The sequence below is a fragment of the uncultured Streptomyces sp. genome (assembly GCF_947488945.1).
Classification (GTDB): domain Bacteria; phylum Actinomycetota; class Actinomycetes; order Streptomycetales; family Streptomycetaceae; genus Streptomyces.
The window spans coordinates 34,534-57,281 of record NZ_CANLBS010000025.1 but is presented as its reverse complement, the minus strand read 5'-3'; the positions used below and the strand labels follow the sequence as shown (position 1 = coordinate 57,281).

Below are 22,748 nucleotides of genomic sequence, written 5' to 3'. Positions count from 1 at the left end.
GTCAGCGGAGCGACCCGGCGGCGACTCGGCGGTGCGGCGAGCGTTCGGCGGCTGCCAGCGCGTCCGCGAGGCGGTCCACGACCGCCGCCGCCTGTTCGTCGGTGAGGGTGAGGGGCGGGAGCAGCCGGACGACGGCCGAGTGCCGGCCGCCCAGTTCGACGATCAGTCCCCGACGCAGGCACTCCTGCTGGACCAGGACGGCGAGCGCGGGGTCGGCGGGCGGCGGTCCTCCGGCGGTGACGGGCACCGCCTCGGGGTCCACGAGTTCGACGCCGATCATGAGGCCGCGGCCCCGGACGTCCCCGATGGACGGGTGGTCGGCGGCGAGTCCCTGGAGCCGGCCGGTCATCCGGGCGCCGAGCAGCGCGGCCCGCTCGGCGAGCCGGTTCTCGCGGACGTACGCAAGGGTCGCGGCGCCGGCCGCCATGGCGAGCTGGTTGCCACGGAAGGTGCCGGCGTGGGCGCCGGGCTGCCAGAGGTCGAGGCCGGAGCGGTAGACGATCACGGCGAGCGGCAGCGATCCGCCGATCGCCTTGGACATGACCATCACGTCGGGGACCACCCCGCTGTGCTCCACGGCCCAGAACGCGCCGGTCCGGCCGACACCGGTCTGCACCTCGTCGGCGATGAGGGGGATCGACCGGGCCGCGGTGACCGCCCGCATCCGTCGCAGCCAGCCGTCGGGCGCGGGGTGGACGCCGCCCTCGCCCTGGACGGGCTCCACGATCATCCCGGCGGGGGCGGGCACTCCGCCCTTGGGGTCGTCCAGCAGGTGTTCGGTCCAGTGCGCCGCGACCTCCGCGCCGCGCTCGCCCCCGATCCCGAACGGGCAGCGGTAGTCCTGGGGGAAGGGCAGCCGGGTGACGCGCACGTCCTGGGCGCCGCCGGAGGCTTCGAGCGCGCCCGCGGTCATGCCGTGGTACGCCCCGGTGAAGGCGAGCAGACCGGTGCGGCCGGTCGCGGCGCGGACCAGTTTGAAGGCGGCCTCGACCGCGTCGGTGCCCGCGGGTCCGCAGAACTGGATCCGGGCGTCGTCGGCCAGTTCCTTCGGCAGGGTACTGAAGAGCTCGGTGACGAAGGCGTCCTTGACCGGGGTGGCGAGGTCCAGCACGTGGAGCGGGGCCCCGGAGTCGAGGACCTTGCGCACCGCTTCGAGGACCACCGGGTGGTTGTGTCCGAGCGCCAGCGTGCCCGCTCCGGAGAGGCAGTCGAGATAGCGGCGGCCGTCGGCGCCCTCGATGGTGAGGCCCCGGGCGCGGACCGGCACGATCGGCAGCGACCGGGCGTAGGTGCGCGCCGCGGACTCCCTGGACGACTGGCGGCGCAGAATGCCCTCGTGCACGGCGGACAGCGCCCCCGGCGCTGGTTCGGTCACGGCCACGGCTGTCGATCCTCCTGCGTTCACGGTGGGTTGCGCTGGGTGCGGACGGACCGGTGGCGGACAACGGGGATGAACGCTGCCGGGCTCCCACGCGTACCAACGAGGCCGGACGCGCGGGATCACGGGTACATCGGAAGATCTTGGCGACGGTGCAACCGCGGCCCGGCCGGGAACCGTCCCTTCCTCCACCGGCATGGTCCCGGACGCGGCGGGCACACACCGTGCGAACCACAACCCGCTATACCGTCAGGCCCGTTGGGCCGCCGCCCCGGGGGCGGGTCACGCTCCGGCGGGCGGGAACGGAATACTACCGGCGTACGACGACACGATCGATGACGTCCCAGGGGGATCACCACATGCGAACCGTTCGCCCGACCAGCTCCGCACGCCGCGGGAGGGGCGGCGGTCGCCGCTCCCCGCTGCTCGCCGTGGCGGCCGCGGCCACCGTACTCGCCCTGGCGGCCACCGGGTGCGGTCCCGAGGAGGACGGCGCGGCCGGTCCGACCGCTTCGGCGGCGGCCTCCTCCGACGGCACGATCAGGATTCCGGACGAGCTGAAGGACCGGCTCAAGGAGCACGGGATCGACCTGGACCAGTGGAAGGGCGGCGAGTGGAAGAACTGGGACAAGGACCAGTGGCTGCGCGAGGCCAAGGACTTCGTCAACCCGATCATCGAGGACCTCTGGGACTCGCAGCGGATGCGGGACGCCGACACCACGCCGGACAGCCCGGCCGGCGGTGACATCACGGTCGACGAGGGCATCACCGACCCGACGCCGGCGCCGGTGAAGGCCGCCGCGCTGGGGACCCCGTTCCACGACGCCGCCCCGGAGTCCGGGAAGCTGCTGTTCGACGGGCCGGAGGGCTCGATGGTCTGCTCCGCGACCGTCGTCCAGGACCCCGCCCACCCGGGCAAGTCCAACCTCGTCTGGACCGCGGGCCACTGCGTGCACGCCGGGAAGAACGGCGGCTGGTACCGCAACATCGCCTTCGTCCCCGCGTACAACGACAGCGGGCTGTCGACGAGCGAGCTGGAGACCGCCTCCAAGGAGGAGATCGCGCCCTACGGCGTCTGGTGGGGCACCGAGGCCCTCACCTCGGACCAGTGGATCGCGCAGGGCGCCTCGGTGGGCGGCCGGGGCGCGCCGTACGACTTCGCCGTGCTGAAGGTGACTCCGGAGACGGGTTCGGGCGGGAAGTCGCTGGAGGAGACGGTCGGTTCGGCGCTGCCGGTCGCGTTCGACGCCCCCCTGGCGCGGGAGATCGCCTCGATCAGGGCCACCGGCTACCCGGCCGCGCCGCCCTTCGACGGCCAGCAGGCCTACCGGTGCGAGGACGCGCCCGGCCGGCTCTCGCTCTCGCAGGACCAGCCGACGATGTACCGGATCGGCTGCACCATGACGGGCGGATCCTCCGGCGGCGGCTGGGTCGCCACCGGAAGCGACGGGAAGCCCGCGCTGATCTCCAACACCTCGATCGGCCCGGTGGACGGCGGGTGGCTGTCCGGCCCGCGGCTCGGCGAGGAGGCCAAGGCGCTGTACGACGAGGTGAGCGCGGGCTGACGCGCCCCCGGCCGGACGGACGGAAGCCCGGACCCCTCCTCGGCGGAGAGGTCCGGGCTTCGGTCCGTACCGGTGCGGTCAGCTCGTCGCGAGGACGAAGGTGCCGAGCTCGGCGGCCAGTTCCTCGTGCACCCGTGCCTTGAGCAGCGTGCCGTCGGCGGTGTGCTCCTCGGAGAGCACCTCGCCCTCGGCGTGCACCCGGGAGACCAGCGCGCCCTGGATGTACGGCACCAGGACCTCGATCTCCACGGACGGGCGGGGCAGTTCCTCGTCGATCAGCGCGAGGAGTTCGTCCATGCCGGCGCCGGTGCGGGCCGAGACGGCGATGGCGTACTTCTCGTTGCGCAGCAGCCGCTGGAGGACCAGCGGGTCCGCCGCGTCGGCCTTGTTGATCACGACGATCTCGGGCACGTCGAGCGCGCCGACGTCCCGGATGACCTCGCGGACCGCCGCGAGCTGCTCCTCCGGCACCGGGTGCGAGCCGTCGACCACGTGCAGGATCAGGTCGGACTCGCCGACCTCCTCCATCGTGGAGCGGAACGCCTCGACGAGGTGGTGCGGCAGGTGCCGCACGAACCCGACGGTGTCGGCCAGCGTGTACGCGCGTCCGCTCGGCGTCTCCGCCTTGCGCACGGTGGGGTCCAGGGTGGCGAACAGGGCGTTCTCCACCAGGACTCCGGCGCCGGTGAGCCGGTTGAGCAGTGAGGACTTCCCGGCGTTGGTGTACCCGGCGATGGCGACCGAGGGCACCTTGTGGCGCTTGCGCTCCTGGCGCTTGAGGTCGCGGCCGGTCTTCATCTCCGCGATCTCCCGGCGCATCTTCGCCATCTTCTCGCGGATGCGGCGCCGGTCGGTCTCGATCTTGGTCTCACCGGGACCGCGGGTGGCCATCCCTCCGCCGCCGCTCGAACCGCCGCCGCCCATCTGGCGGGAGAGCGACTGACCCCAGCCGCGGAGCCGGGGCAGCATGTACTGCATCTGCGCCAGCGAGACCTGCGCCTTGCCCTCACGGGACTTGGCGTGCTGCGCGAAGATGTCGAGGATCAGCGCGGTCCGGTCGACCACCTTGACCTTCACGACGTCTTCGAGGTGGATGAGCTGGCCGGGGCTGAGCTCACCGTCGCAGACGACGGTGTCGGCACCGGTCTCCAGCACGATGTCCCGCAGCTCCAGCGCCTTGCCCGAGCCGATGTAGGTGGCCGGGTCCGGCTTGTCGCGGCGCTGGTAGACGGCGTCGAGCACCTGGGCCCCCGCGGTCTCCGCGAGCGCGGCGAGCTCCGCGAGGGAGATCTCCGCGTCGTGCACGGTGCCCGACGTCCAGACGCCCACGAGCACCACACGCTCCAGGCGGAGCTGGCGGTACTCGACCTCGGTGACGTCTTCGAGTTCGGTGGAGAGACCGGCGACACGCCGCAGCGCGGCGCGCTCGGAGCGGTCGAGCTGGTCGCCGTCCCGCGCTCCGTCGATCTCGTGGCTCCAGGCGACGTCCTCTTCCATCAGGGCGTCGGCCCGAAGGCTCTCGTTACGGCTCCCGGAGACGGGCTCCGCTGCGCTCCGTGCGTCCTGCGCGTCCTGCGCGTCCTGGGGAAGAGAAGAAGAGGAGGTCATTGGATCCTTACGTCGATGGATGTCCGTTACGTCAGTCACAACGCGTTCCGTCCCCGGATGATTCCCGCGGGAACCGCCAGGCCGGCCGGGTCGGCGACCCGTCGATAGTGGCACGGGCCGCCCCCGCCCGTCATGCGGGTTTCGCGCGGCGGCCGCGGCTCAGCGGCCGGCGGCGTGGTCGCTGCGCCAGTCCGGGTGGCCGGGCATCGGGGGCGTCTTCTCGCCGTACAGCCAGCCGTCGAAGAAGGCGGTCAGGTCACGCCCGGCGACGCGCTGCGCGAGGGCGGTGAAGTCCGCCGTCCCCGCGGACCCGTCGCGGTGCCGGCGGACCCACTCGCGTTCCAGGCGGCCGAAGGCGGCCTCACCGATCTCCGCCCGCAGCGCGTACAGCACCAGCGCGCTGCCGTCGTACACCACGGGCCGGAAGAGGCTGAGCTTCTGGCCCGGAGCGGGGGCGTCCGGGCGGGCGGGCGGTCCTCCGGCGGCGCGCCAGGCGTCGGACCTGCGGTACGCCTCGCGCATCCGGGTCTCCTGCGCGTAGCCGAACCGGTCCTCGGTGTAGCGGGCCTCGTACCAGCTCGCGTGCCCCTCGCTGAGCCAGAGGTCGGACCAGCTCGCGGGCGAGACGCTGTCGCCGAACCACTGGTGGGCCAACTCGTGCACCATGACGGAGTCGACGTACCACTCCGGGTAGCGGGTGTCGGTGAACAGACGGCGCTCGAAGAGCGAGAGGGTCTGGGTCTCCAGCTCGAAGCCGGTCTCGGTGTCGGCGATCAGCAGGCCGTACGTCTCGAAGGGGTACGCGCCGACCTGGCCCTCCATCCAGCGGATCTGGTCGGGGGTCTTGGCGAGCCAGGGTTCGACCGCTGCCCGGTCGGCGGCCGGGACGACGTCGCGCACCGGCAGGCCGCGTGGCCCTTCGCGGTGCAGGACCACGGACTTCCCGAGCGAGACCTGGGCCAGTTCGGTGGCCATGGGGTGTTCGGTGCGGTAGATCCAGGTCTTCGTCGCACCGTGGTCCCGCGTGCCGGCCGGCAGTCCGTTGGCGACGGCGGTGACGCCGCGCGGGGCGGTGAGGCGGAAGGTGAAGAAAGCCTTGTCGGCGGGGTGGTCGTTGGACGGGAAGACGCGGTGGCCCGCGTCGGCCTGGTTGGCCATGGCCAGTCCGTCGGCGGTGCGGACCCAGCCTCCGCTGCCCTTGTCCCCGACGGGGTCGCTGGTGTGCCGGACGGTGATCCGCAGCGGGACCCCGGCGGGCAGCCGGCCGGGGGCGTCCACGACCAGGTCCTCCTCGGCGGTGGCGAAGTCCGCCCGGAGCGCGTTGACCGTGACCGAGCGGACGGTGCCGTGGGTGAAGTCGAGGTTGATCCGGTCCAGCGGCTCCGTCGTCCTGGCCTCGATGGTGGTGACCGCTTCGAGGGGGGCGGCGGGGTCGCCGCCGTAGGTGAGCGCGAGGTCGTACGCGAGGACGTCGTAGCCCGGGTTGCCGAGGGTGGGGAAGAGGCGGTCCCCGATGCCGAGGGGCTCGGGGGCGGGGAGGGCTGCGGCGACGAGGGAGACCGATGCGGTGGCCAGCAGTGCGGCCCGCAGGCGGCGGGAGAGGAACGGCATGGACCACCGCTACCAGCGCGGACGGGCCTCGCGGGGGCGGCGCGCGGTGGGCCACCCGAACGGGGACGGCCCGCCCGGCGGCCGACCGGGCGTCAGCCGTGCGCGGCCGGGTCCTCCGTGCGGCTGACGTCGTACACGCCGGCGACGTCGCGCATCGCGCGCATCAGGACCGGCAGCGTGGCCTCGTCGGGGAGGCTCAGCGTGTACGTGTGCCGCACACGCTGCTGCCTGGGCGGTTCCACGGTGGCGGAGACGATGGCGGCGTCGGCGGCGGCGATGGTCTCGGTCAGGTCGGCGAGCAGCCGGGGCCGCCCGAACGACTCGGCGACCAGGGTGACGTGAGGGGCGTCGTCGGGCCGCGGTTCACCGGCGGCGGGCCCTTCCGGCCGGACCGGTACGGCCGTCGGACCGGCCGGCTCCTGGCGGGACTCCGGGATCTCCTCGTCGTGGTGGTCGAACCAGCCGCTGATCGCGATACGGGCGGCGGGCGTCCGGGCGTGGTCGAGCCACGCGCGGGCGGGGCCGGAGGCGGACTCGCGGGCGAGCAGGAGCTGCACGGCGTCGCCGTCGTTGAGGACGGTGCCCAGGGTGGCGAGCCGGCCGTTGACGCGGGCGCCGATGCAGGTGTGGGCCTCGTCGCCGTACTGGGCGTAGGCGGCGTCCACGCAGGTGGCGCCGGCCGGGAGGCCGAGGGTGCCGCCGTCGGTGCGGAAGACGGTGATCTCGCGGTCCTGCGCGAGGTCGTCCCGCAGGGTGGTCCAGAAGGTGTCCGGGTCGGGGGCGGACTCCTGCCAGGCCAGCAGCCGGGAGAGCCAGCCGGGCCGGGTCGGGTCGGCGCGCTCGCCGTCGGCGGGTTCGGCCGCGCCGGGGTCCGCCGCGTACGGGTTGCCGAGCGCGACCACGCCGGCCTCGGCGACCTTGTGCATCTGGTGCGTGCGGATGAGGACTTCCGCGACGTCGCCGCCGGGTCCGGCGACCGCGGTGTGCAGCGACTGGTAGAGGTTGAACTTCGGTGCGGCGATGAAGTCCTTGAACTCCGAGACGACCGGGGTGAAACAGGTGTGCAGTTCGCCGAGGACGGCGTAACAGTCGGCGTCCTCGGCGACCAGCACCAGGAGACGGCCGAAGTCGGTGCCGCGCAGCTCGCCGCGCTTGGCGTGCACGCGGTGGACGGAGACGAAGTGGCGCGGCCGGATGAGGACTTCGGCGGTGATGCCGGCCTCCCGGAGCGTCGCGCGGACGTCTTCCGCGATGGCGGCCAGCGGGTCGGGACCGTCCTCCGAGGCGGCGATCAGCGCCTGGGTCCGGGCATGTTCCTCGGGGTGCATGATGGCGAAGACCAGGTCCTCCAGCTCGGTCTTCAGCGCCTGCACGCCGAGCCGTTCGGCCAGCGGGATCAGCACGTCCCGCGTGACCTTGGCGATCCTGACCTGTTTCTCCGGCCGCATCACGCCGAGGGTGCGCATGTTGTGCAGCCGGTCCGCGAGCTTGATCGACATCACCCGGACGTCGTCGCCGGTGGCGACCAGCATCTTGCGGAAGGTCTCGGGCTCGGCCGCGGCGCCGTAGTCGACCTTCTCCAACTTGGTGACGCCGTCGACGAGATAGCTCACCTCCTCGCCGAACTCCGCCCTCACCTGCTCCAGCGTGACGTCGGTGTCCTCGACCGTGTCGTGCAGCAGCGACGCCGTCAACGTGGTGGTCTCCGCGCCGAGTTCGGCGAGGATCAGGGTCACCGCGAGCGGATGGGTGATGTAGGGCTCGCCACTCTTGCGCGTCTGCCCCCGGTGCGAGGACTCCGCCAGGACGTAGGCCCGGCTGAGCACGCCGAGGTCGGCGTCGGGATGGTGCGCACGGTGGGCCTCGGCCACATGGCCGATGGCGTCCGGCAGACGGCCCCGGGAGACGGGACCGAGCAGGGCCACCCGGCCGAGCCTGCGGAGATCGATCCGGGCGCGGGCCCGTTTCCGGGCGGGAGCACCCGGGCTGGCGGCCTCTGCACTCATGGGGCACCTCCGGCGGAGTCGACCGGCGGGCGGAGGAGACGCCGCAGCGTCTCCGGGCCGGTGCTTGATGCTACCGACCCCACCACGCGCCCCGGTCCCGGTCCCGCCCAGCGTGAAACGGATCACCCGATCGAGCGATGATCAGCCGCGCCGCGGGTCGAGCGCGGAGGCGATCCACTCCGCGTCGAAGAAGCCCTCCGCGACGATGACGGCGGGCCCGGTCATCTCGACCGCCCCGTCCGGGCGTTCGGTGATCACCAGGGTGCCGCCGGGCAGGTCCACGGTGTACGTGACGGGGGCGCCGGTCACCGCCGGGTCGATGCCGTCCCGCCGGGCGGCGGCCACGGCGACGGCGCAGGCCCCGGTGCCGCAGGAACGGGTCTCGCCGGAACCGCGCTCGTGCACGCGCATCGCGACGTGGCGCGTGCCCCGCGCCACGACGAACTCGACGTTGACGCCGTCGGGGTAGACGCCGGCGGGGGCGTACGGCGGCTCCGCGCGCAGGTCGCCGGCGTGCGCCAGGTCCTCGACGAAGGCGACGGCGTGCGGGTTGCCCATGTTGACGTTGCGGGCGGGCCAGCTCCGTCCGCCGACGGTGACGGTGACGCCGTCGTCCGGCAGGGCGGCGACGCCCATGTGCACGGTCACGTCGCCGTTCTTCGCCAGGTGGACCTTCTTCACACCGCCGCGGGTGGCCACCGCGAGGTCGCCGTCCCCGACGAGTCCGGCGCGCCGCAGGTGGCGGGCGAAGACGCGGACGCCGTTGCCGCACATCTCGGCGACCGAGCCGTCGGAGTTGCGGTAGTCCATGAACCACTCGGCCTCGCCGGCCATCGCCGCGGCCTCCGGGTGGGCCGCGGACCGCACCACGTGCAGCAGTCCGTCGCCGCCGACACCGGCCCGGCGGTCGCAGAGCCGGGCCACGGCGGACGCGGGCAGGTCGAGGGCGTTGTCCGGGTCCGGAACGATGACGAAGTCGTTCTCGGTGCCGTGCCCCTTGAGGAAGGCGATCTGCGAGGTGCTCACGGGGCAACTGTACGAGGCAGGGGCGCGCGCCCGCCAAAACGGCCGCCGGCCGCGGCGCGGGGCGCGGCCGCGGCGGGCTCAGCGCAGCCGGGCGACGCGCCAGACGGCCAGCGCCACGAGCACCGCGCACACCAGGACGTACAGCGCCACCACGCGCCAGTCGCCGCGCTCGGAGGCGCCCCGGACCGGGAGTCCGGGCCAGACGTGACCGACCCGGCGGGCGGCCATCATGCCCCAGCCGGCCGCGCAGCCGCTGATCAGCAGGCCCAGCATGGCGACGACCGCACCGCCGTCACCGAACTCGAAGGCGAGCGGGAAGGCGAACATCAGGGAGCCGATCGCCGCCAGGATCACGATGGGGGCGAGCTGCCAGATCCGCAGCCGCCGGGCCGGGCGGAGCTCCACCTCGACCTCGGGGGCGTTCACGTCGTCGGGCGCGTCCGGCCCGTCCGACCCCTCGGGTCCGTCGGGTCCGTCGGCGCTGAGCCGTCCCGGAAGACGTGCCGCCCAGCGGCGGTTCTCCGGTGCGTCCAGCTCACTGTCGCGAGGGCCGGCCTCCATCGCCACGCGCCCTCCCGACTCGGACTCGGCTACTTCGATCGATGCTCGATGATGGCACGGCACCGGAGCCCTCCACGCCCTGCGGGGCGTCCCGATGCCATCACGTGATCAGGCTGTGACCGCTCGTTCGACCACTGCCGAGGCCCGGTCGCCGAGTTCGGCGCGGCCCTCCAGCGAACCGTCCAGCCACCGGACGCGGGCGTCGCGGCGGAACCAGGAATCCTGCCGGCGGGCGAACCGCTTGGTCGCCCGCACCGTCTCGGCGCGCGCCTCGTCCTCGGTGCACTCCCCCGCCAGCGCCGCGAGGACCTGCTGGTAGCCGAGCGCCCGTGAGGCCGTGAGCCCGTCGCGCAGCCCCCGGGCCTCCAGCGTCCGGACCTCGTCCACGAGCCCGGCCTCCCACATCCGGTCGACGCGGGCGGCGATGCGGGCGTCCAGTTCGGGGCGGCCCACGTCGACGCCGATCTGGACCGCGTCGTAGACGGGCGTCTCGCCGGGGAGGTTGGCGGTGAAGGGCCGGCCGGTGATCTCGATGACTTCGAGGGCGCGGACGATACGCCGGCCGTTGGTCGGCAGGATCGCCCGGCCGGCCGCCGGGTCGGCCTCGGCGAGCCTGCGGTGCAGCGGGCCGGGTCCGTCGGAGTCGAGTTCCTCCTCCAGCCGGGCGCGGACCGCGGGGTCGGTGCCGGGGAACTCCAGGGCGTCGATCGCGCCCTTGACGTAGAGGCCGGAGCCGCCGACGAGGACGGGGGTACGGCCCTCGGCGAGCAGCCGGTCGATCTCCAGCCGGGCCAGCCGCTGGTACTCGGCGACGCTGGCGGCCTCGGTGACGTCCCAGATGTCCAGCAGCCGGTGCGGGACCCCGCCGCGCTCGTCGAGGGTGAGCTTCGCGGTGCCGATGTCCATCCCGCGGTAGAGCTGCATGGAGTCGGCGTTGACCACCTCGCCGTCGAACCGCCGGGCCAGCAGGACGCCCAGATCGGACTTCCCGGCGGCCGTGGGGCCGACGACGGTGATGACGCGGGGGGTGGAATCTGCTCTGCTCACCGCCCCAGTCTCGCAAACCTCCGGGCCCCTCCGGTCCGCCGTACGGGCGACGGTCGAGGGCCGGTCGGGTCAAACACGAGTAAAATCACGGCAGGCGGACAGGTAGAGACTGGGGCGGGACAGAGCTCTGCACACCGGCCGACGGCCCTCTAGCACGGAGTGTGACCCATGGGATTCCTGGACAATCTGAAGGCGAAACTGGCCCCGGCCAAGGACAAGGCCGCCGGTCTGGCGCAGCAGCACGGCGGCAAGATCGAGCAGGGTCTCGACAAGGCCGCGCGCACGGTGGACCAGAAGACCAAGGGCAAGTACAGCGACAAGATCAACACGGGCACGCAGAAGGCGAAGGACGCCGTGGACCGTCTCGGCACCAAGGACCAGGGCGGCCGGCCGCCCACCGTCTGACGCGCCCCCGGCCCGCACGGGCCGGGGACCGGCGAGGGCCGCGGAGCACCACGCTCCGCGGCCCTCGTGCGCGTGGTGGCCGTGGCCGGTCCCCGGCCCGTGCCCCGGTCCGGCCCGTGTGAGGGCTCAGGACCAGACCGCGACCGCGTAGCCGACGCCGTACGGGGCGTCCTCGTGGAGCAGCCGGCCGGTCGCTCCCGCACCGCGGGCGGCCCCGGCGAGCAGTTGCCAGGGGGCCCGGCCCGCCGCCTTCAGCTCACGGGCGAGGTACGGGTCGAGTGCCAGGAGCGCCTCGGTGTCGGCGTCCCGCAGCGCCCGGAAGGCCCCGGCGTCGAAGGCGTCGGCCCGCTCGTCCAGGTAGCCGGGCGCCTTCACGGTGCGGCAGGCGCTGCCGTCCCCCATGACCAACAGCGCGACGCGGCCGGCGCGTTCCGCGAGCTCGCGGCCGACGGCCGCGCACTCCTCGGCGGACAGCGTGTCGGGGAGACCGAGCGCCTCGACGGTCGCGGGGCCGGGGCCGCCGGACCGCTCCAGCAGCCAGGCGCCGACGGCCAGCGAGGGCGGCAGCGCACGGCCGTCCGCGTCGGCGGGGGCCTGACCGAGGCGGACGCCGAGGTCCACGCCGAACCCGGCGAAGGATCCGCGCGCACCCACCGGGTACGGTCCGGCGGCGTCCGGGCCGACCGGGCCCACGACGACCAGCAGGTCCGGGCGGGCGGCGGTGAGCGCGCCGATCGCGTCGGCGCACGCGGCCCGCGCCGGGTCGAGTTCGGGGGCGGCTCCGGCGGCCACGGCGGGCACCAGGAGCGGCGGGCAGGGGCAGACGGCTGCGGCGACGAACATGCCGGTCAGCGTACTGGGCCGGGCCCCGTCGGCCGCGGGCGCACGCGGTGCCCGCGGCCGGCCGCAGCGGTCAGTCGCAGCCGCAGCCGGGCCCGACGGCGGCGAGCGGGGCGGGCGCGCCGACGGTGGGCAGGCCGAGCATCACGCCGGCGGGCTGCGGGGCGGGGGCGGCGTTGCGCTTCTCCCAGGCGTCGCCGGCCCGGGTGTTCCGCACGGCCAGGGGCACGCCCTCGGCCAGCAGGTGGTGCGGGGCGGCGTAGGTGATCTCGACGGTCACCACGTCGCCGGGACGCACCGGGGTCCCGGGCTGGGTGAAGTGGACGAGGCGGTTGTCCGGGGCGCGGCCGGACAGGCGGCGGGTGGCGCCGTCCTTGCGCCCCTCGCCCTCCGCGACCATGACGTCCAGGGTGCGGCCGACCTGCTTCTTGTTCTCGTCCCAGGAGATCTGCTCCTGAAGGGCGGACAGGCGCATGTACCGCTCCTGTACGACCTCCTTCGGGATCTGCCCCTCCATGTCGGCGGCCGGGGTTCCGGGGCGCTTGGAGTACTGGAAGGTGAAGGCGCCCGCGAAGCGGGCCTCGCGGACCACGTGCATGGTCTGCTCGAAGTCCTCCTCGGTCTCGCCGGGGAAGCCGACGATGATGTCGGTGGAGATGGCGGCGTCGGGCATCGCGGCGCGGACCTTCTCGATGATGCCGAGGAAGCGTTCCTGCCGGTAGGAGCGGCGCATCGCCTTCAGGATCGGGTCGGACCCGGACTGGAGCGGCATGTGGAGCTGCGGCATGACGTTCGGCGTCTCGGCCATGGCGGCGATGACGTCGTCGGTGAAGTCGCGCGGGTGCGGCGAGGTGAAGCGGACGCGCTCCAGCCCTTCGATCTTCCCGCAGGCGCGCAGCAGCTTGGAGAACGCCTCGCGGTCGCCGATGTCGGAACCGTAGGCGTTGACGTTCTGGCCGAGCAGGGTGATCTCGGAGACTCCTTCGGCGACCAGCGCCTCGATCTCGGCGAGGATGTCGCCGGTGCGCCGGTCCTTCTCCTTGCCGCGCAGCGCGGGCACGATGCAGAAGGTGCAGGTGTTGTTGCAGCCGACGGAAATGGAGACCCAGGCCGCGTAGGCGGACTCGCGGCGGGTGGGCAGCGTCGAGGGGAACGCCTCCAGGGACTCGGCGATCTCGATCTGCGCCTCCTCCTGGATCCGGGCGCGCTCCAGCAGCACGGGCAGCTTGCCGATGTTGTGGGTGCCGAAGACGACGTCGACCCACGGGGCGCGGCGCACGATGGTGTCGCGGTCCTTCTGCGCCAGGCAGCCACCGACGGCGATCTGCATGCCGGGGCGCTTCGTCTTCATCGGGGCGAGCCGGCCGAGGTTGCCGTACAGCTTGTTGTCGGCGTTCTCGCGCACCGCGCAGGTGTTGAAGACCACCACGTCGGCATCGCCGTCCGAGCCCTCGGGCGCCCTGACGTACCCCGCGCCCTCCAGGAGACCCGACAGCCGTTCGGAGTCGTGGACGTTCATCTGGCACCCGTAGGTGCGTACCTCGTAGGTCTTCTCGACGTCCACTGCTTCGCTCCGGTTGCCGCTGCTCATCCCACAAGGGTAGGCGGTGGCGGCGACTGCCTCGTCTCCCGTACTCCCGCCCGGCGGGACGGCCCTGGTCAGCGCGGGCGGGGAGCTGGCAGGATCGCGCCCATGTTCCCCGCACTCTCCCGATCCGGCCGCCGGCGCACCCTGCAGGGGGCGGCCGCCGCCGCGGTGGTGGCCGGGCTGCTGCTGTGGTGGGTGCTGCCCGGCGGGCAGTCGTCGCCGAGCGGCTCGCTGGTGTTCTCGACCGGGGTGCGCAGCGGTGTCTACCAGCTCTACGGCGAACGGCTGGAGAACGCGCTGGCCACCGACATGCCGGAGGTCTCGATACGGCTGCGGACCAGCGAGGGCTCGCAGCAGAACATCGAGCGGGTCGCGACCGGGCAGGCCGACTTCACCATCGCCACCGCCGACGCCGTCGCCTCGTACCTGCGCAGCGGCAAGCCGGGCGCGGCCCGGTTGCGGGGCTGTGTCCGGCTCTACGACGACTACGTCCAGCTCGTCGTCCCGAAGGGTTCCCCCGTCCGTGACGTCGCCGGCCTGCGGGGCAAGCGGGTCGGGGTGGGACAGCTCGGTTCCGGCGTGAAGCTGGTGGCGGACCGGCTGATGACGGCGGCCGGCATCGATCCCACCACCGGCATCACCCCGGTGACCGCCGGGATCGACACGATGCCGGCCCGGCTGGAGAGCGGAGGGCTGGACGCGTTCTTCTGGTCGGGCGGGCTGCCCACCAGCGCCGTGCAGGCGCTGTCGGAGCGGATGGACGTCCGGCTGGTGCCGCTGGAGGACGACCTGATCGCCCGGCTGCAGGCGGCCGGCGGCTCGACCCGCTACTACCGGGCGGCGGTGATGCCGCCGGACGCGTACGGGAACATCCGGCCGGGGCGGTCCGTGCCCACGGTGGCGATCGCCAACCTGCTGGTCACGACGGACCGCACGGACCCGGTGACCACCCAGGCGTTCACCCGGACGGTGATCAACAGCCGGGACCGGATCGGGCGCGAGGTGCACTCGGCGCAGTTGGTGGACCTGCGGACGGCGATCTACACCGATCCGCTGCGGCTCCACGAGGGCGCCAAGCGGTACTACCGGTCGGTGAAGCCCTGACGGGCCGGGGCGACCGGCACCCGGCCGCCCCGGTCAGTCGTGCGGGGCGTGGCGGGGCACGGAGACGGTGACGCGCAGCCCGTGCGGCTCGTTCGGGCCGTAGTGGATGGCGCCGCCGCCGGCCGCGAGCAGAACCCGCGAGATGGACAGGCCGAGGCCGGAGCCGTCGACGTTCTGGTGGCGGTTGCTGCGCCAGAACCGGTCGCCCACCCGGGCCAGCTCGTCCTCGGTGAGTCCCGGCCCCCGGTCCGCGACCACCACGGTGACGTCCGGGCCGTCGGCGGTCGCGGCGACGGTCACCTCCTCGCCGGGCGGGGTGAACTTCAGCGCGTTGTCGATCACCGCGTCCAGGGCGCTGGAGAGGGCGACGGGGTCGGCCCAGGCGGTGACGGCGGCGGCCCCCTCCTGGACGAGCGCCACCCCCTTGTCGTCGGCGACCGGCCGCCAGGAGGCGACGCGTTCGGCGACGAGCGCGGCGATGTCGGTCAGCTTGAGGTCGGCCTCGGCGTGTTCGGCGAGCGCCAGGTCCAGCAGGTCGTCGAGGACCCGGGCGAGCCGTTTGCCCTCGGTGCGCACCGCCGCGATCTCCTGGTTCCCCTCGGGGAGTTCGAGGGCGAGCAGTTCGATCCGCAGCAGCAGCGCGGCGAGCGGGTTGCGCAACTGGTGGGAGGCGTCGGCGACGAAGGCGCGCTGCTGTTCCAGGACTTCTTCGACGTTGTCGGCCATCTCGTTGAACGAGTCGGCGAGCCGGCGCAGTTCGGGCGGACCGCCGGAGGCGACGACGCGGGAGCGCATCCGGCCGCGGGCGATGTCGTGGGTGGCGGCGTCCAGGGTCCGTACGGGGAGCAGTACCCAGCCGGTCAGCCGGAAGGCGGCGCCGACGGCGACCAGCATGGCGACCGCTTCGCCGAGGGCGATGAGCAGCCAGGAGCGCAGGGTGCGGGAGCGCATCTGGCCGGTGGGCGAGTCGATGACCACGACGGCGACCACGTCGCCGTCCCGCACGACGGGCGAGGCCACCACGACCCGGCCGCTCTGCCACGGCCAGACCTGCGGGGGGTCGTGGGAGCGGCGGCCGAGCAGCGCCTCGGCGTAGGCGGCCCGGCCCTCGCCCTCGGTGGGCAGCTCCCAGCTCTTGGGGGCCTTGGCCAGGACGCCGCCGTCGCGGTAGAAGATGCCGGCCCGGATGCCGTAGACGGTGTCGTACGCGTCGAGGTCGGCCTGGAGGGTGCGGCGGCGTTCGTCGTCGGGGGCGGCGGGCTCGCTGATGTACTGGGCGAGGGCCGCGAACCGGGCGGTGTCGTCGATGCGGTCGATCACCACGTCCTGCTGCGCGGCGGCGGCCCGGCTCACCGCGAGCGGGAAGCCGAGTGCGAGCAGCACGGCGGCCATGAGCACGATGAGCAGCGGAAGCAGACGGGTACGCACCGGGGACGGGGGTCCTTACGCGGACGGCGGCACGAGACGGTATCCGACGCCCCGTACCGTCTCGATGAGCTGGGGCAGCCGCAGCTTGGAACGCAGCGAGGCGACGTGGACCTCCAGCGTACGGCCCGTCCCCTCCCAGCTCGTGCGCCACACCTCACTGATGATCTGCTCCCGGCGGAAGACGACTCCGGGGCGCTGCGCGAGCAGCGCGAGGAGGTCGAACTCCTTCCGGGTGAGCTGCACTTCGCCCCCGTCGACACTGACCCGGCGGGTGAGCAGCTCGACGCGCACGGGTCCGAGCAGGAGGGCCGCGGGGCCTTCGGCGGAGTCGTCGGCGCCCGCGCCGCGCCGGGCGACGGCGTGGATGCGGGCCAGCAGCTCACCGGTGTCGTACGGCTTGACGACGTAGTCGTCGGCGCCGAGGTTCAGCCCGTGGATGCGGGAGCGCACGTCGGCCCGCGCGGTGACCATGATGACCGGGGTGGCGGACCGCTTGCGGATCTTCCCGCAGACCTCGAATCCGTCCTGGTCGGGCAGGCCGAGGTCGAGGAGGATGACGCCGAAGGGTTCCCGCTCGGCGGGCAGCAGGGCGCGTAGGGCCTCCTCGCCGCTGCGGGCGTGGGTGACCCGGAATCCGTGCCGGGCCAGCACGGCGGAAAGGGCGGCGGCGACGTGGTCGTCGTCCTCCACCAGCAGCAGTCGCACCGGCCCTCCTCTCCTTCTTCGTGTCGTCTTGCACCCCGTTGGGCGTTACAGGGCGTTACGGGGTCCGGGGTGGCGGTAGCGGGCCCTTCACCGGGAAGCCGTCCGCCCGCGGCCTTCCGTTCGCCCGCTCCGTCGGCGGTTTCCCCCAGGGCATCCACGCCGATGGGAGGGACTCCAGTCAAGTCCCGGCCCGTTACGGCGGGGTTTCCGTTATGCACCCGGTACGCCCCGCCGCCGGTCCGGTCGCCCCGTTCACGCGGTGTGTCCGGTTGCCGCCGGATCGTTATGCTCAATTCTCGCTCAGATGTAATGACGTTGATCGCATTGCGTCACTAGTGTCCTTGCCACCCGAGGAGGACGGAGCAAGAAGCCGATGAGCGGAGTTTCAGTGACCAAGGCCGCCGAGGATGCCGTGCCTGCGGCGAACGACCTTGTCGTACTGAGCAACGTCAACAAGCACTTCGGCGCGCTGCATGTGCTCCAGGACATCGACCTGACCATCGCCTCCGGCGAGGTCGTGGTCGTCATCGGGCCTTCCGGGTCCGGCAAGTCCACGCTGTGCCGCACGATCAACCGCTTGGAGACGATCGACTCGGGCGCGATCACGATCGACGGCAAGCCCCTGCCCCAGGAGGGCAAGGAGCTGGCCCGGCTGCGTGCCGATGTGGGCATGGTCTTCCAGTCGTTCAATCTCTTCGCGCACAAGACGGTGCTGGAGAACGTCACGCTGGGCCAGATCAAGGTCCGCAAGGCGGACAAGAAGGCGGCGGAGGAGAAGGCCCGGACGCTGCTCGACCGGGTCGGCGTGGGAGCGCAGGCGGACAAGTACCCGGCGCAGCTCTCCGGCGGCCAGCAGCAACGCGTCGCCATCGCACGGGCCTTGGCCATGAACCCCAAGGTCATGCTCTTCGACGAGCCCACGTCGGCGCTCGACCCGGAGATGATCAACGAGGTTCTCGAGGTCATGCAGCAACTGGCCCGGGACGGCATGACGATGATCGTCGTCACCCACGAGATGGGCTTCGCCCGGTCGGCGGCCAACCGTGTCGTCTTCATGGCGGACGGAAAGATCGTCGAAGAGGCCACGCCGGACCAGTTCTTCAGCAACCCGCGCAGCGACCGTGCCAAGGATTTCCTGTCGAAGATCCTGCACCACTGATGACAACGACCGACGACCGAAGGAATGTTCAGATGAAGCTCCGCAAGTCGGCCGCCGTCGCGGCCATCGCCGTGATCGCCCTGACCGCCACCGCGTGCGGCGGCAAGGAGGGCTCGGCCGGTGACAAGCCCGCCGGCACGAAGCCCGGCGCCTCCGGCGCCCCCGAGCTGCCGACGTACTCCGTGGCGACCGGTGTCGACCTGGACTCGCCGACCTTCGCCGAGGCGAAGAAGCGCGGCAAGCTGATCATCGGCGCCAAGGCCGACCAGCCCTACCTCGGCTTCGAGGACCAGGCGACCAAGGAGCGCTCCGGCTTCGACATCGAGATCGCCAAGATGGTCGCCGCCGACCTGGGCTTCTCGGCCAAGCAGATCGAGTGGAAGACGGTCGACTCCGGCATCCGCGAGACCGCCATCTCCAAGGGCCAGGTCGACTACTTCGTCGGCACCTACACAATCAACGACGAGCGCAAGAAGCAGGTCGGCTTCGCCGGTCCGTACTACAAGGCCGGCGCGGACCTCCTGGTACGCAAGGACGAGACCGCCATCACCGGCAAGGACGCGGTCAAGGGCAAGAAGGTCTGCTCGATCGTGGGCTCCACCCCGCTGCAGGAGATCAAGAAGCCCGAGTACGGCGCGAGCGTCGTCGAGCTGGCCAAGTACTCGGACTGCGTGCAGCAGCTCCTGACCAAGCAGGTCGACGCCGTCACCACCGACGACTCGATCCTCAAGGGCTACGCGGCGCAGAACCCGGACAAGCTCAAGGTCGTCGGCAAGCCCTTCACCGAGGAGCCGTACGGCGTGGGCCTCAACAAGGACGACGCCGCCCTGCGCGAGGCGATCAACACCTCGCTGGAGGAGCACATCAAGGACGGCACGTACAAGAAGATCTACGAGGCGACCCTCGGCCTGTCCGGCTCCGAGTACACCGAGCCGCCGGCCATCGAGCGCTACTGACCGCACCCTGACCGGTGCGGCCCCACCGACACCGGACGGACGCGCCTTCCCCCGAGCGTCCCGTACGCCGCCGCGGCCCCAGCCGGCCGCCGCGACGCGCGTACGGGGCGCCGCTTCCCCTGCCCCGATGCCGCTGACAGCCGACGCGGAGACCCCATGAACGTACTGCTCGACAATTTCCCAGAGTTCCGCGACGGCTTCATAGGAACCGTGTCGATCACCGCAGTCAGCTCGGTGATCGCGCTGGTGCTCGGCGTACTCGTCGCCGGCCTGCGCGTCTCGCCGGTACCGCCGCTGCGGATCTTCGGCACGGCCTGGGTGACGCTGCTGCGCAACACCCCGCTGACCCTGCTCTTCCTCGTCTTCTTCTTCGTCGTCCCGGAGATCCTCTTCCCGGGCATGAGCCCATTCCTGCTCGGCTCGCTCGCCCTCGGCCTCTACACCTCGTCGTTCGTGTGCGAGGCGGTCCGCTCGGGCATCAACACCGTCTCGCTGGGGCAGGCCGAGGCCGCCCGGTCGATCGGCATGACGTTCTCCCAGACCCTGCGGATCGTGGTGCTGCCCCAGGCCACCCGCTCCGTGATCCCCCCGCTGAGCAGCATCTTCATCGCGCTCACCAAGAACTCCGCGATCGCCGGCGCCTTCAGCGTCGCCGAACTCTTCGGCTGGCAGAAGCTGATGAGCGACCGGGGCTACTCGATCACCCCCGTCTTCATCTGGGTCGCACTCGGCTACCTGGTCGTCACCTTTGTCATCAGCGGGCTGTTCCGGCTGCTGGAGCGCCGCATGGAGGTCGCCCGATGAGTGCCAGCGTTCTCTACGACGCCCCCGGTCCCAAGGCCGTCGTCCGCAACCGGCTGTACGCCGTCATCGGCGGAGCGCTCATCGTCGCCCTGCTGGCGATCAGCGTCGTGCGGCTCGCCGACAAGGGCCACCTCGCCCCCGAGATGTGGGACATCTTCAACTACTCGGGCATCCGGCAGAACATCGCCGACGCCCTGGTGGCCACCCTCAAGGCCTTCGGACTCGCCGCCGTCGGATCGCTCGTCCTCGGCGTGGTGCTGGTGGTCGGCCGGCTCTCCGACCACAAGCCGGTCCGCTGGCTGGCCACCGGCTTCATCGAGCTGTTCCGCTCGATCCCGCTGCTCATCACGATCTACGCCATCTGGGTCGGCTTCCTCACCGACTACTCGATGTGGGCACTGGCCCTCGGCCTGTCCGTCTACAACGGCTGCGTGCAGGCCGAGGTGCTGCGGGCCGGCGTCAACTCGGTCCCCCGGGGCCAGAGCGAGGCGGCGTACGCGCTCGGCATGAGCAAGACGCAGGTCATGGTGACCGTGCTGATGCCGCAGGCGGTGCGCTCCATGCTGCCGACGATCATCAGCCAGCTCGTGGTGACCCTCAAGGACACCTCGCTCGGCTACATCATCCTGTACCCGGAGCTGCTCGCGACGGCCCGCCTGATCGCCTCCAACACCCAGGTGAACGGCCAGTACCCGTACGTCTCGACCATCGCGGTCGTGGGCGTCATCTACGTGGCGCTCTGTCTGCTGCTGTCGGGACTCGCCACCTGGATCGAGAAGCGCGGCCGCCGGGCCAAGACCGGCATCGCGGTGGCCAGCGCCGCACCGGTCACGGACATCGAGACGGCCGCCGTGCCGCTCGCGACGGACGCCGGGGGCGCAGGGGGCGCGGACGCGCCGCAGGTCCCCGGTACCGACGCGGCCCCCGGGACGGGCGGGGCTGCCGGGAAGGACTGAACCTCCCCTCCGGCGGAAGCATTCGAGGCAGCGGCGCACGCGTCGCTGCCTCGTTCGCTTGACGCGAGCATCCCCAGTGGGTTGCATACGTTCTGTGATCACGCACCGCATGACCGTTCGGGCCGGGAGGCACACGCCGTGGACCCGGTGATCGTCGTCGGCGCCGGGCCGGTCGGCCTGACGCTGGCCCTGTCGCTGGCGGCCCAGGGCGTCCCGTCGGTGCTCCTCGACGAAGGCCCCGGGAAGGACGAACCACGCCCCGCCCGCACGGTGGTGCTCCGCGAGGACACCGCCGCCCTGGTGGAACGGCTCGGTGTGCGGCCGCCCGGCATCCCGGCACTGCGCTGGACCGGCTGGCGCTCCATGCGCCGTCGGCAGGTGGTGCGCGAGGTCCCGCTGGGCGACGACGGGGACGAGGGTGACGGCGGCGAGCATGACGGCGGCGGCCTCCCGGCCCCCGTGCACCTCGCCCAGCACGTGCTCACCCGCGGGCTGCGTGCCGCAGTCGCCGCCCAGCCGCTGGTCCGCATGGTCCCGCTGAGCCGGATCGACACCCTGGAGCAGGATCCCGGGGGCGTCACCGTGCACACCAAGGGGGCCGACGCGACCTGGTGGCGCGGCAGTTACCTCGTCGGCTGCGACGGTGCCCGCTCGACGGTGCGCAAACTCCTGGAGATCCGCTTTCCCGGCCGCACCGCGGTCGAGCGCCACGCCGTCGCCGCGCTGCGGGCCGAACTCCCCTGGCCGGGACAGGCGGTGCTGCACCGTCAGCCGCCGTGGCGCTCCGGCGGCGACGAGGTGTCGGCACGGCCGCTGCCCGGCGGCGTCTGGCGGCTGGACTGGCTGCTGCCGCCGCGCGGCGACCTGGTCACCCCGGACGCACTGGTGGCCCGGACCCGGGAGACGCTGGCCGGCTGGTGCGGCGAGACGCCTCCGTACGAACTGCTCGACACCGGTGTCTACACGCTGCACCACCGGCTGGCGCTGCGCTGGCGGGTCGGGCGCGCCTTCCTGGCCGGGGACGCGGCCCACCTGATGGGCGCCCTCGGCACCCAGGGGGTGGACGAGGGGCTGCGCGACGCCGAGAACCTGGCCTGGAAACTCGCGCTCGCCTGGCACCACGGCGCCTCCGAGGTGCTGCTCGACAGCTACCAGGCCGAACGGCGGGCGGCGGTGGCCGGCCGACTGCGCGCGGCCGACCAGTCGCTGCCGATACTGCGCGGCGGCGGAGGACTGCGGAGCCTGGTGTCGGGCGGGGCGCGCGGCCACGACGCGTTGCTCGCCGACGGCCATCTCGGCTGCGGACCCCTGGGTGCGCCCCCTTCGTACACGCACTCCCCCCTCGCACCGCAGCACGCCCAGGCGCACAGCCCGGTCGGTACGCCCTCCGGTGCGCCGGTCGCCGACGTCCGGGTGACCGCGCCGGACGGCACGACGGTTCGGCTGCGCGACCGGCTGGGTCTCGGCCGGCTCCTCGTCGTTCTGGTCGCCCCCGGCACCGGGGTCTGGGACCGGCGGCACTGGATGACCGCCGGAGTCATGCCGCGCCTCGCGGACGCGGTGCGCGCCCTGCCGGTCCCGGGCGAAATCCTGGTCGCGGAGAGTTACCCGGGCGCCGTCGCCCACACGGTGCTGCTGGTACGCCCCGACGGCCATCTCGTCACCTCCTTCGCCGGGGTGCGGCCGGCCGAACTGTTCGCCGCGGCCGACGTGACGCGGGGCGGGCCTGAAGGAGCTCGCGGCGACGGCGAGGGCTCCGCACGCACGTCCGCACGCTCCTCGAGGACCGCCACGATCAATTGACCGGCGTCGGCCCCCGTGGTCTACTCCCACCCATGACCGACACCCGTGTGCGCCTGTGGCGGAGGGTCCATATGGACCTCGTCCGCTATGCGGGCTGCGTGTGTCGCCCGTCCTGCTGACTCGCCGACCCTGCCGCGCCGTGCCGTCCACGCACGCCGCGCGCCTCCTCGCGAACCCTCAGGACGGGCCTCCATGTCT

20 protein-coding genes are annotated in these 22,748 nt (G+C 72.8%); 9 read left to right on the top strand and 11 right to left on the bottom strand.

Features of this window, described 5'->3' with window-relative positions; translation table 11 throughout:
* Window position 1: 1 nt before the first annotated feature.
* Entirely contained in the window at window positions 2-1,381 is a 1,380-nt protein-coding gene (locus tag Q0994_RS29390; protein WP_299540587.1) for a diaminobutyrate--2-oxoglutarate transaminase family protein, read from the bottom strand.
* 356 nt (window positions 1,382-1,737) lie between these two features.
* Here Q0994_RS29390 and Q0994_RS29385 point away from each other — a divergent pair, with 356 nt between their 5' ends.
* Window positions 1,738-2,943, top strand: a complete 1,206-nt coding sequence (locus tag Q0994_RS29385; RefSeq protein ID WP_299540584.1) for a serine protease — start codon at window positions 1,738-1,740, stop codon at window positions 2,941-2,943.
* Window positions 2,944-3,021: 78 nt separating this feature from the next.
* Here Q0994_RS29385 and hflX read toward each other — a convergent pair whose 3' ends face one another.
* The 6 genes from hflX to miaA all read right to left on the bottom strand — a co-directional run bounded on the left by hflX (window position 3,022) and on the right by miaA (window position 10,802).
* A complete protein-coding gene (gene hflX / locus Q0994_RS29380; protein WP_299540581.1) occupies window positions 3,022-4,551 on the bottom strand; it encodes a GTPase HflX in 1,530 nt (509 codons plus the stop codon).
* Between the two features lie 159 nt (window positions 4,552-4,710).
* Window positions 4,711-6,162 (bottom strand): M1 family metallopeptidase, encoded by a 1,452-nt coding sequence (locus Q0994_RS29375; RefSeq protein WP_299540578.1) that lies wholly within the window; start codon window positions 6,160-6,162, stop codon window positions 4,711-4,713.
* A gap of 92 nt (window positions 6,163-6,254) precedes the next feature.
* Window positions 6,255-8,168 (bottom strand): bifunctional (p)ppGpp synthetase/guanosine-3',5'-bis(diphosphate) 3'-pyrophosphohydrolase, encoded by a 1,914-nt coding sequence (locus tag Q0994_RS29370; protein WP_299540576.1) that lies wholly within the window; start codon window positions 8,166-8,168, stop codon window positions 6,255-6,257.
* A gap of 141 nt (window positions 8,169-8,309) precedes the next feature.
* The gene (gene dapF, locus Q0994_RS29365) at window positions 8,310-9,194 is read right to left on the bottom strand and encodes a diaminopimelate epimerase (RefSeq protein ID WP_299540574.1); all 885 of its coding nucleotides are present in this window, start codon (window positions 9,192-9,194) and stop codon (window positions 8,310-8,312) included.
* Window positions 9,195-9,272: 78 nt separating this feature from the next.
* Entirely contained in the window at window positions 9,273-9,755 is a 483-nt protein-coding gene (locus Q0994_RS29360) for a hypothetical protein (RefSeq protein WP_299540572.1), read from the bottom strand.
* A 108-nt stretch (window positions 9,756-9,863) separates the two neighbouring features.
* A complete protein-coding gene (miaA, locus tag Q0994_RS29355) occupies window positions 9,864-10,802 on the bottom strand; it encodes a tRNA (adenosine(37)-N6)-dimethylallyltransferase MiaA (RefSeq protein WP_299540570.1) in 939 nt (312 codons plus the stop codon).
* Between the two features lie 168 nt (window positions 10,803-10,970).
* Here miaA and Q0994_RS29350 point away from each other — a divergent pair, with 168 nt between their 5' ends.
* Window positions 10,971-11,207 (top strand): antitoxin, encoded by a 237-nt coding sequence (locus Q0994_RS29350; RefSeq protein ID WP_299540567.1) that lies wholly within the window; start codon window positions 10,971-10,973, stop codon window positions 11,205-11,207.
* 126 nt (window positions 11,208-11,333) lie between these two features.
* Here Q0994_RS29350 and Q0994_RS29345 read toward each other — a convergent pair whose 3' ends face one another.
* A complete protein-coding gene (locus Q0994_RS29345) occupies window positions 11,334-12,050 on the bottom strand; it encodes a class III extradiol dioxygenase subunit B-like domain-containing protein (RefSeq protein ID WP_299540565.1) in 717 nt (238 codons plus the stop codon).
* A 70-nt stretch (window positions 12,051-12,120) separates the two neighbouring features.
* On the bottom strand, window positions 12,121-13,638 hold the full coding sequence (gene miaB, locus Q0994_RS29340) for a tRNA (N6-isopentenyl adenosine(37)-C2)-methylthiotransferase MiaB (protein WP_299540563.1): 1,518 nt from the start codon (window positions 13,636-13,638) through the stop codon (window positions 12,121-12,123).
* Between the two features lie 102 nt (window positions 13,639-13,740).
* On the opposite strand from miaB, the gene Q0994_RS29335 reads away from it, so the two are divergent.
* Entirely contained in the window at window positions 13,741-14,739 is a 999-nt protein-coding gene (locus Q0994_RS29335) for a TAXI family TRAP transporter solute-binding subunit (protein WP_299540561.1), read from the top strand.
* 33 nt (window positions 14,740-14,772) lie between these two features.
* On the opposite strand, the gene Q0994_RS29330 is transcribed toward Q0994_RS29335, so the two are convergent.
* The gene (locus Q0994_RS29330) at window positions 14,773-16,167 is read right to left on the bottom strand and encodes a HAMP domain-containing sensor histidine kinase (protein WP_299540559.1); all 1,395 of its coding nucleotides are present in this window, start codon (window positions 16,165-16,167) and stop codon (window positions 14,773-14,775) included.
* A gap of 15 nt (window positions 16,168-16,182) precedes the next feature.
* Window positions 16,183-16,872 (bottom strand): response regulator transcription factor, encoded by a 690-nt coding sequence (locus tag Q0994_RS29325; RefSeq protein ID WP_299540557.1) that lies wholly within the window; start codon window positions 16,870-16,872, stop codon window positions 16,183-16,185.
* A 373-nt stretch (window positions 16,873-17,245) separates the two neighbouring features.
* On the opposite strand from Q0994_RS29325, the gene Q0994_RS29320 reads away from it, so the two are divergent.
* From Q0994_RS29320 to Q0994_RS34210, 6 genes are all read left to right on the top strand, one after another.
* Entirely contained in the window at window positions 17,246-18,031 is a 786-nt protein-coding gene (locus Q0994_RS29320) for an amino acid ABC transporter ATP-binding protein (protein ID WP_299540555.1), read from the top strand.
* A 32-nt stretch (window positions 18,032-18,063) separates the two neighbouring features.
* A complete protein-coding gene (locus tag Q0994_RS29315) occupies window positions 18,064-18,987 on the top strand; it encodes a glutamate ABC transporter substrate-binding protein (RefSeq protein ID WP_299540552.1) in 924 nt (307 codons plus the stop codon).
* A 156-nt stretch (window positions 18,988-19,143) separates the two neighbouring features.
* A complete protein-coding gene (locus Q0994_RS29310; RefSeq protein ID WP_299540550.1) occupies window positions 19,144-19,791 on the top strand; it encodes an amino acid ABC transporter permease in 648 nt (215 codons plus the stop codon).
* A complete protein-coding gene (locus tag Q0994_RS29305) occupies window positions 19,788-20,747 on the top strand; it encodes an amino acid ABC transporter permease (RefSeq protein WP_299540548.1) in 960 nt (319 codons plus the stop codon). Before Q0994_RS29310 ends, Q0994_RS29305 begins: the two co-directional genes overlap by 4 nt.
* Before the next feature lie 138 nt (window positions 20,748-20,885).
* Entirely contained in the window at window positions 20,886-22,550 is a 1,665-nt protein-coding gene (locus Q0994_RS29300; RefSeq protein WP_299540546.1) for an FAD-dependent monooxygenase, read from the top strand.
* Between the two features lie 32 nt (window positions 22,551-22,582).
* Window positions 22,583-22,669 (top strand): putative leader peptide, encoded by an 87-nt coding sequence (locus tag Q0994_RS34210; protein ID WP_324608114.1) that lies wholly within the window; start codon window positions 22,583-22,585, stop codon window positions 22,667-22,669.
* Window positions 22,670-22,748 lie beyond the last annotated feature (79 nt).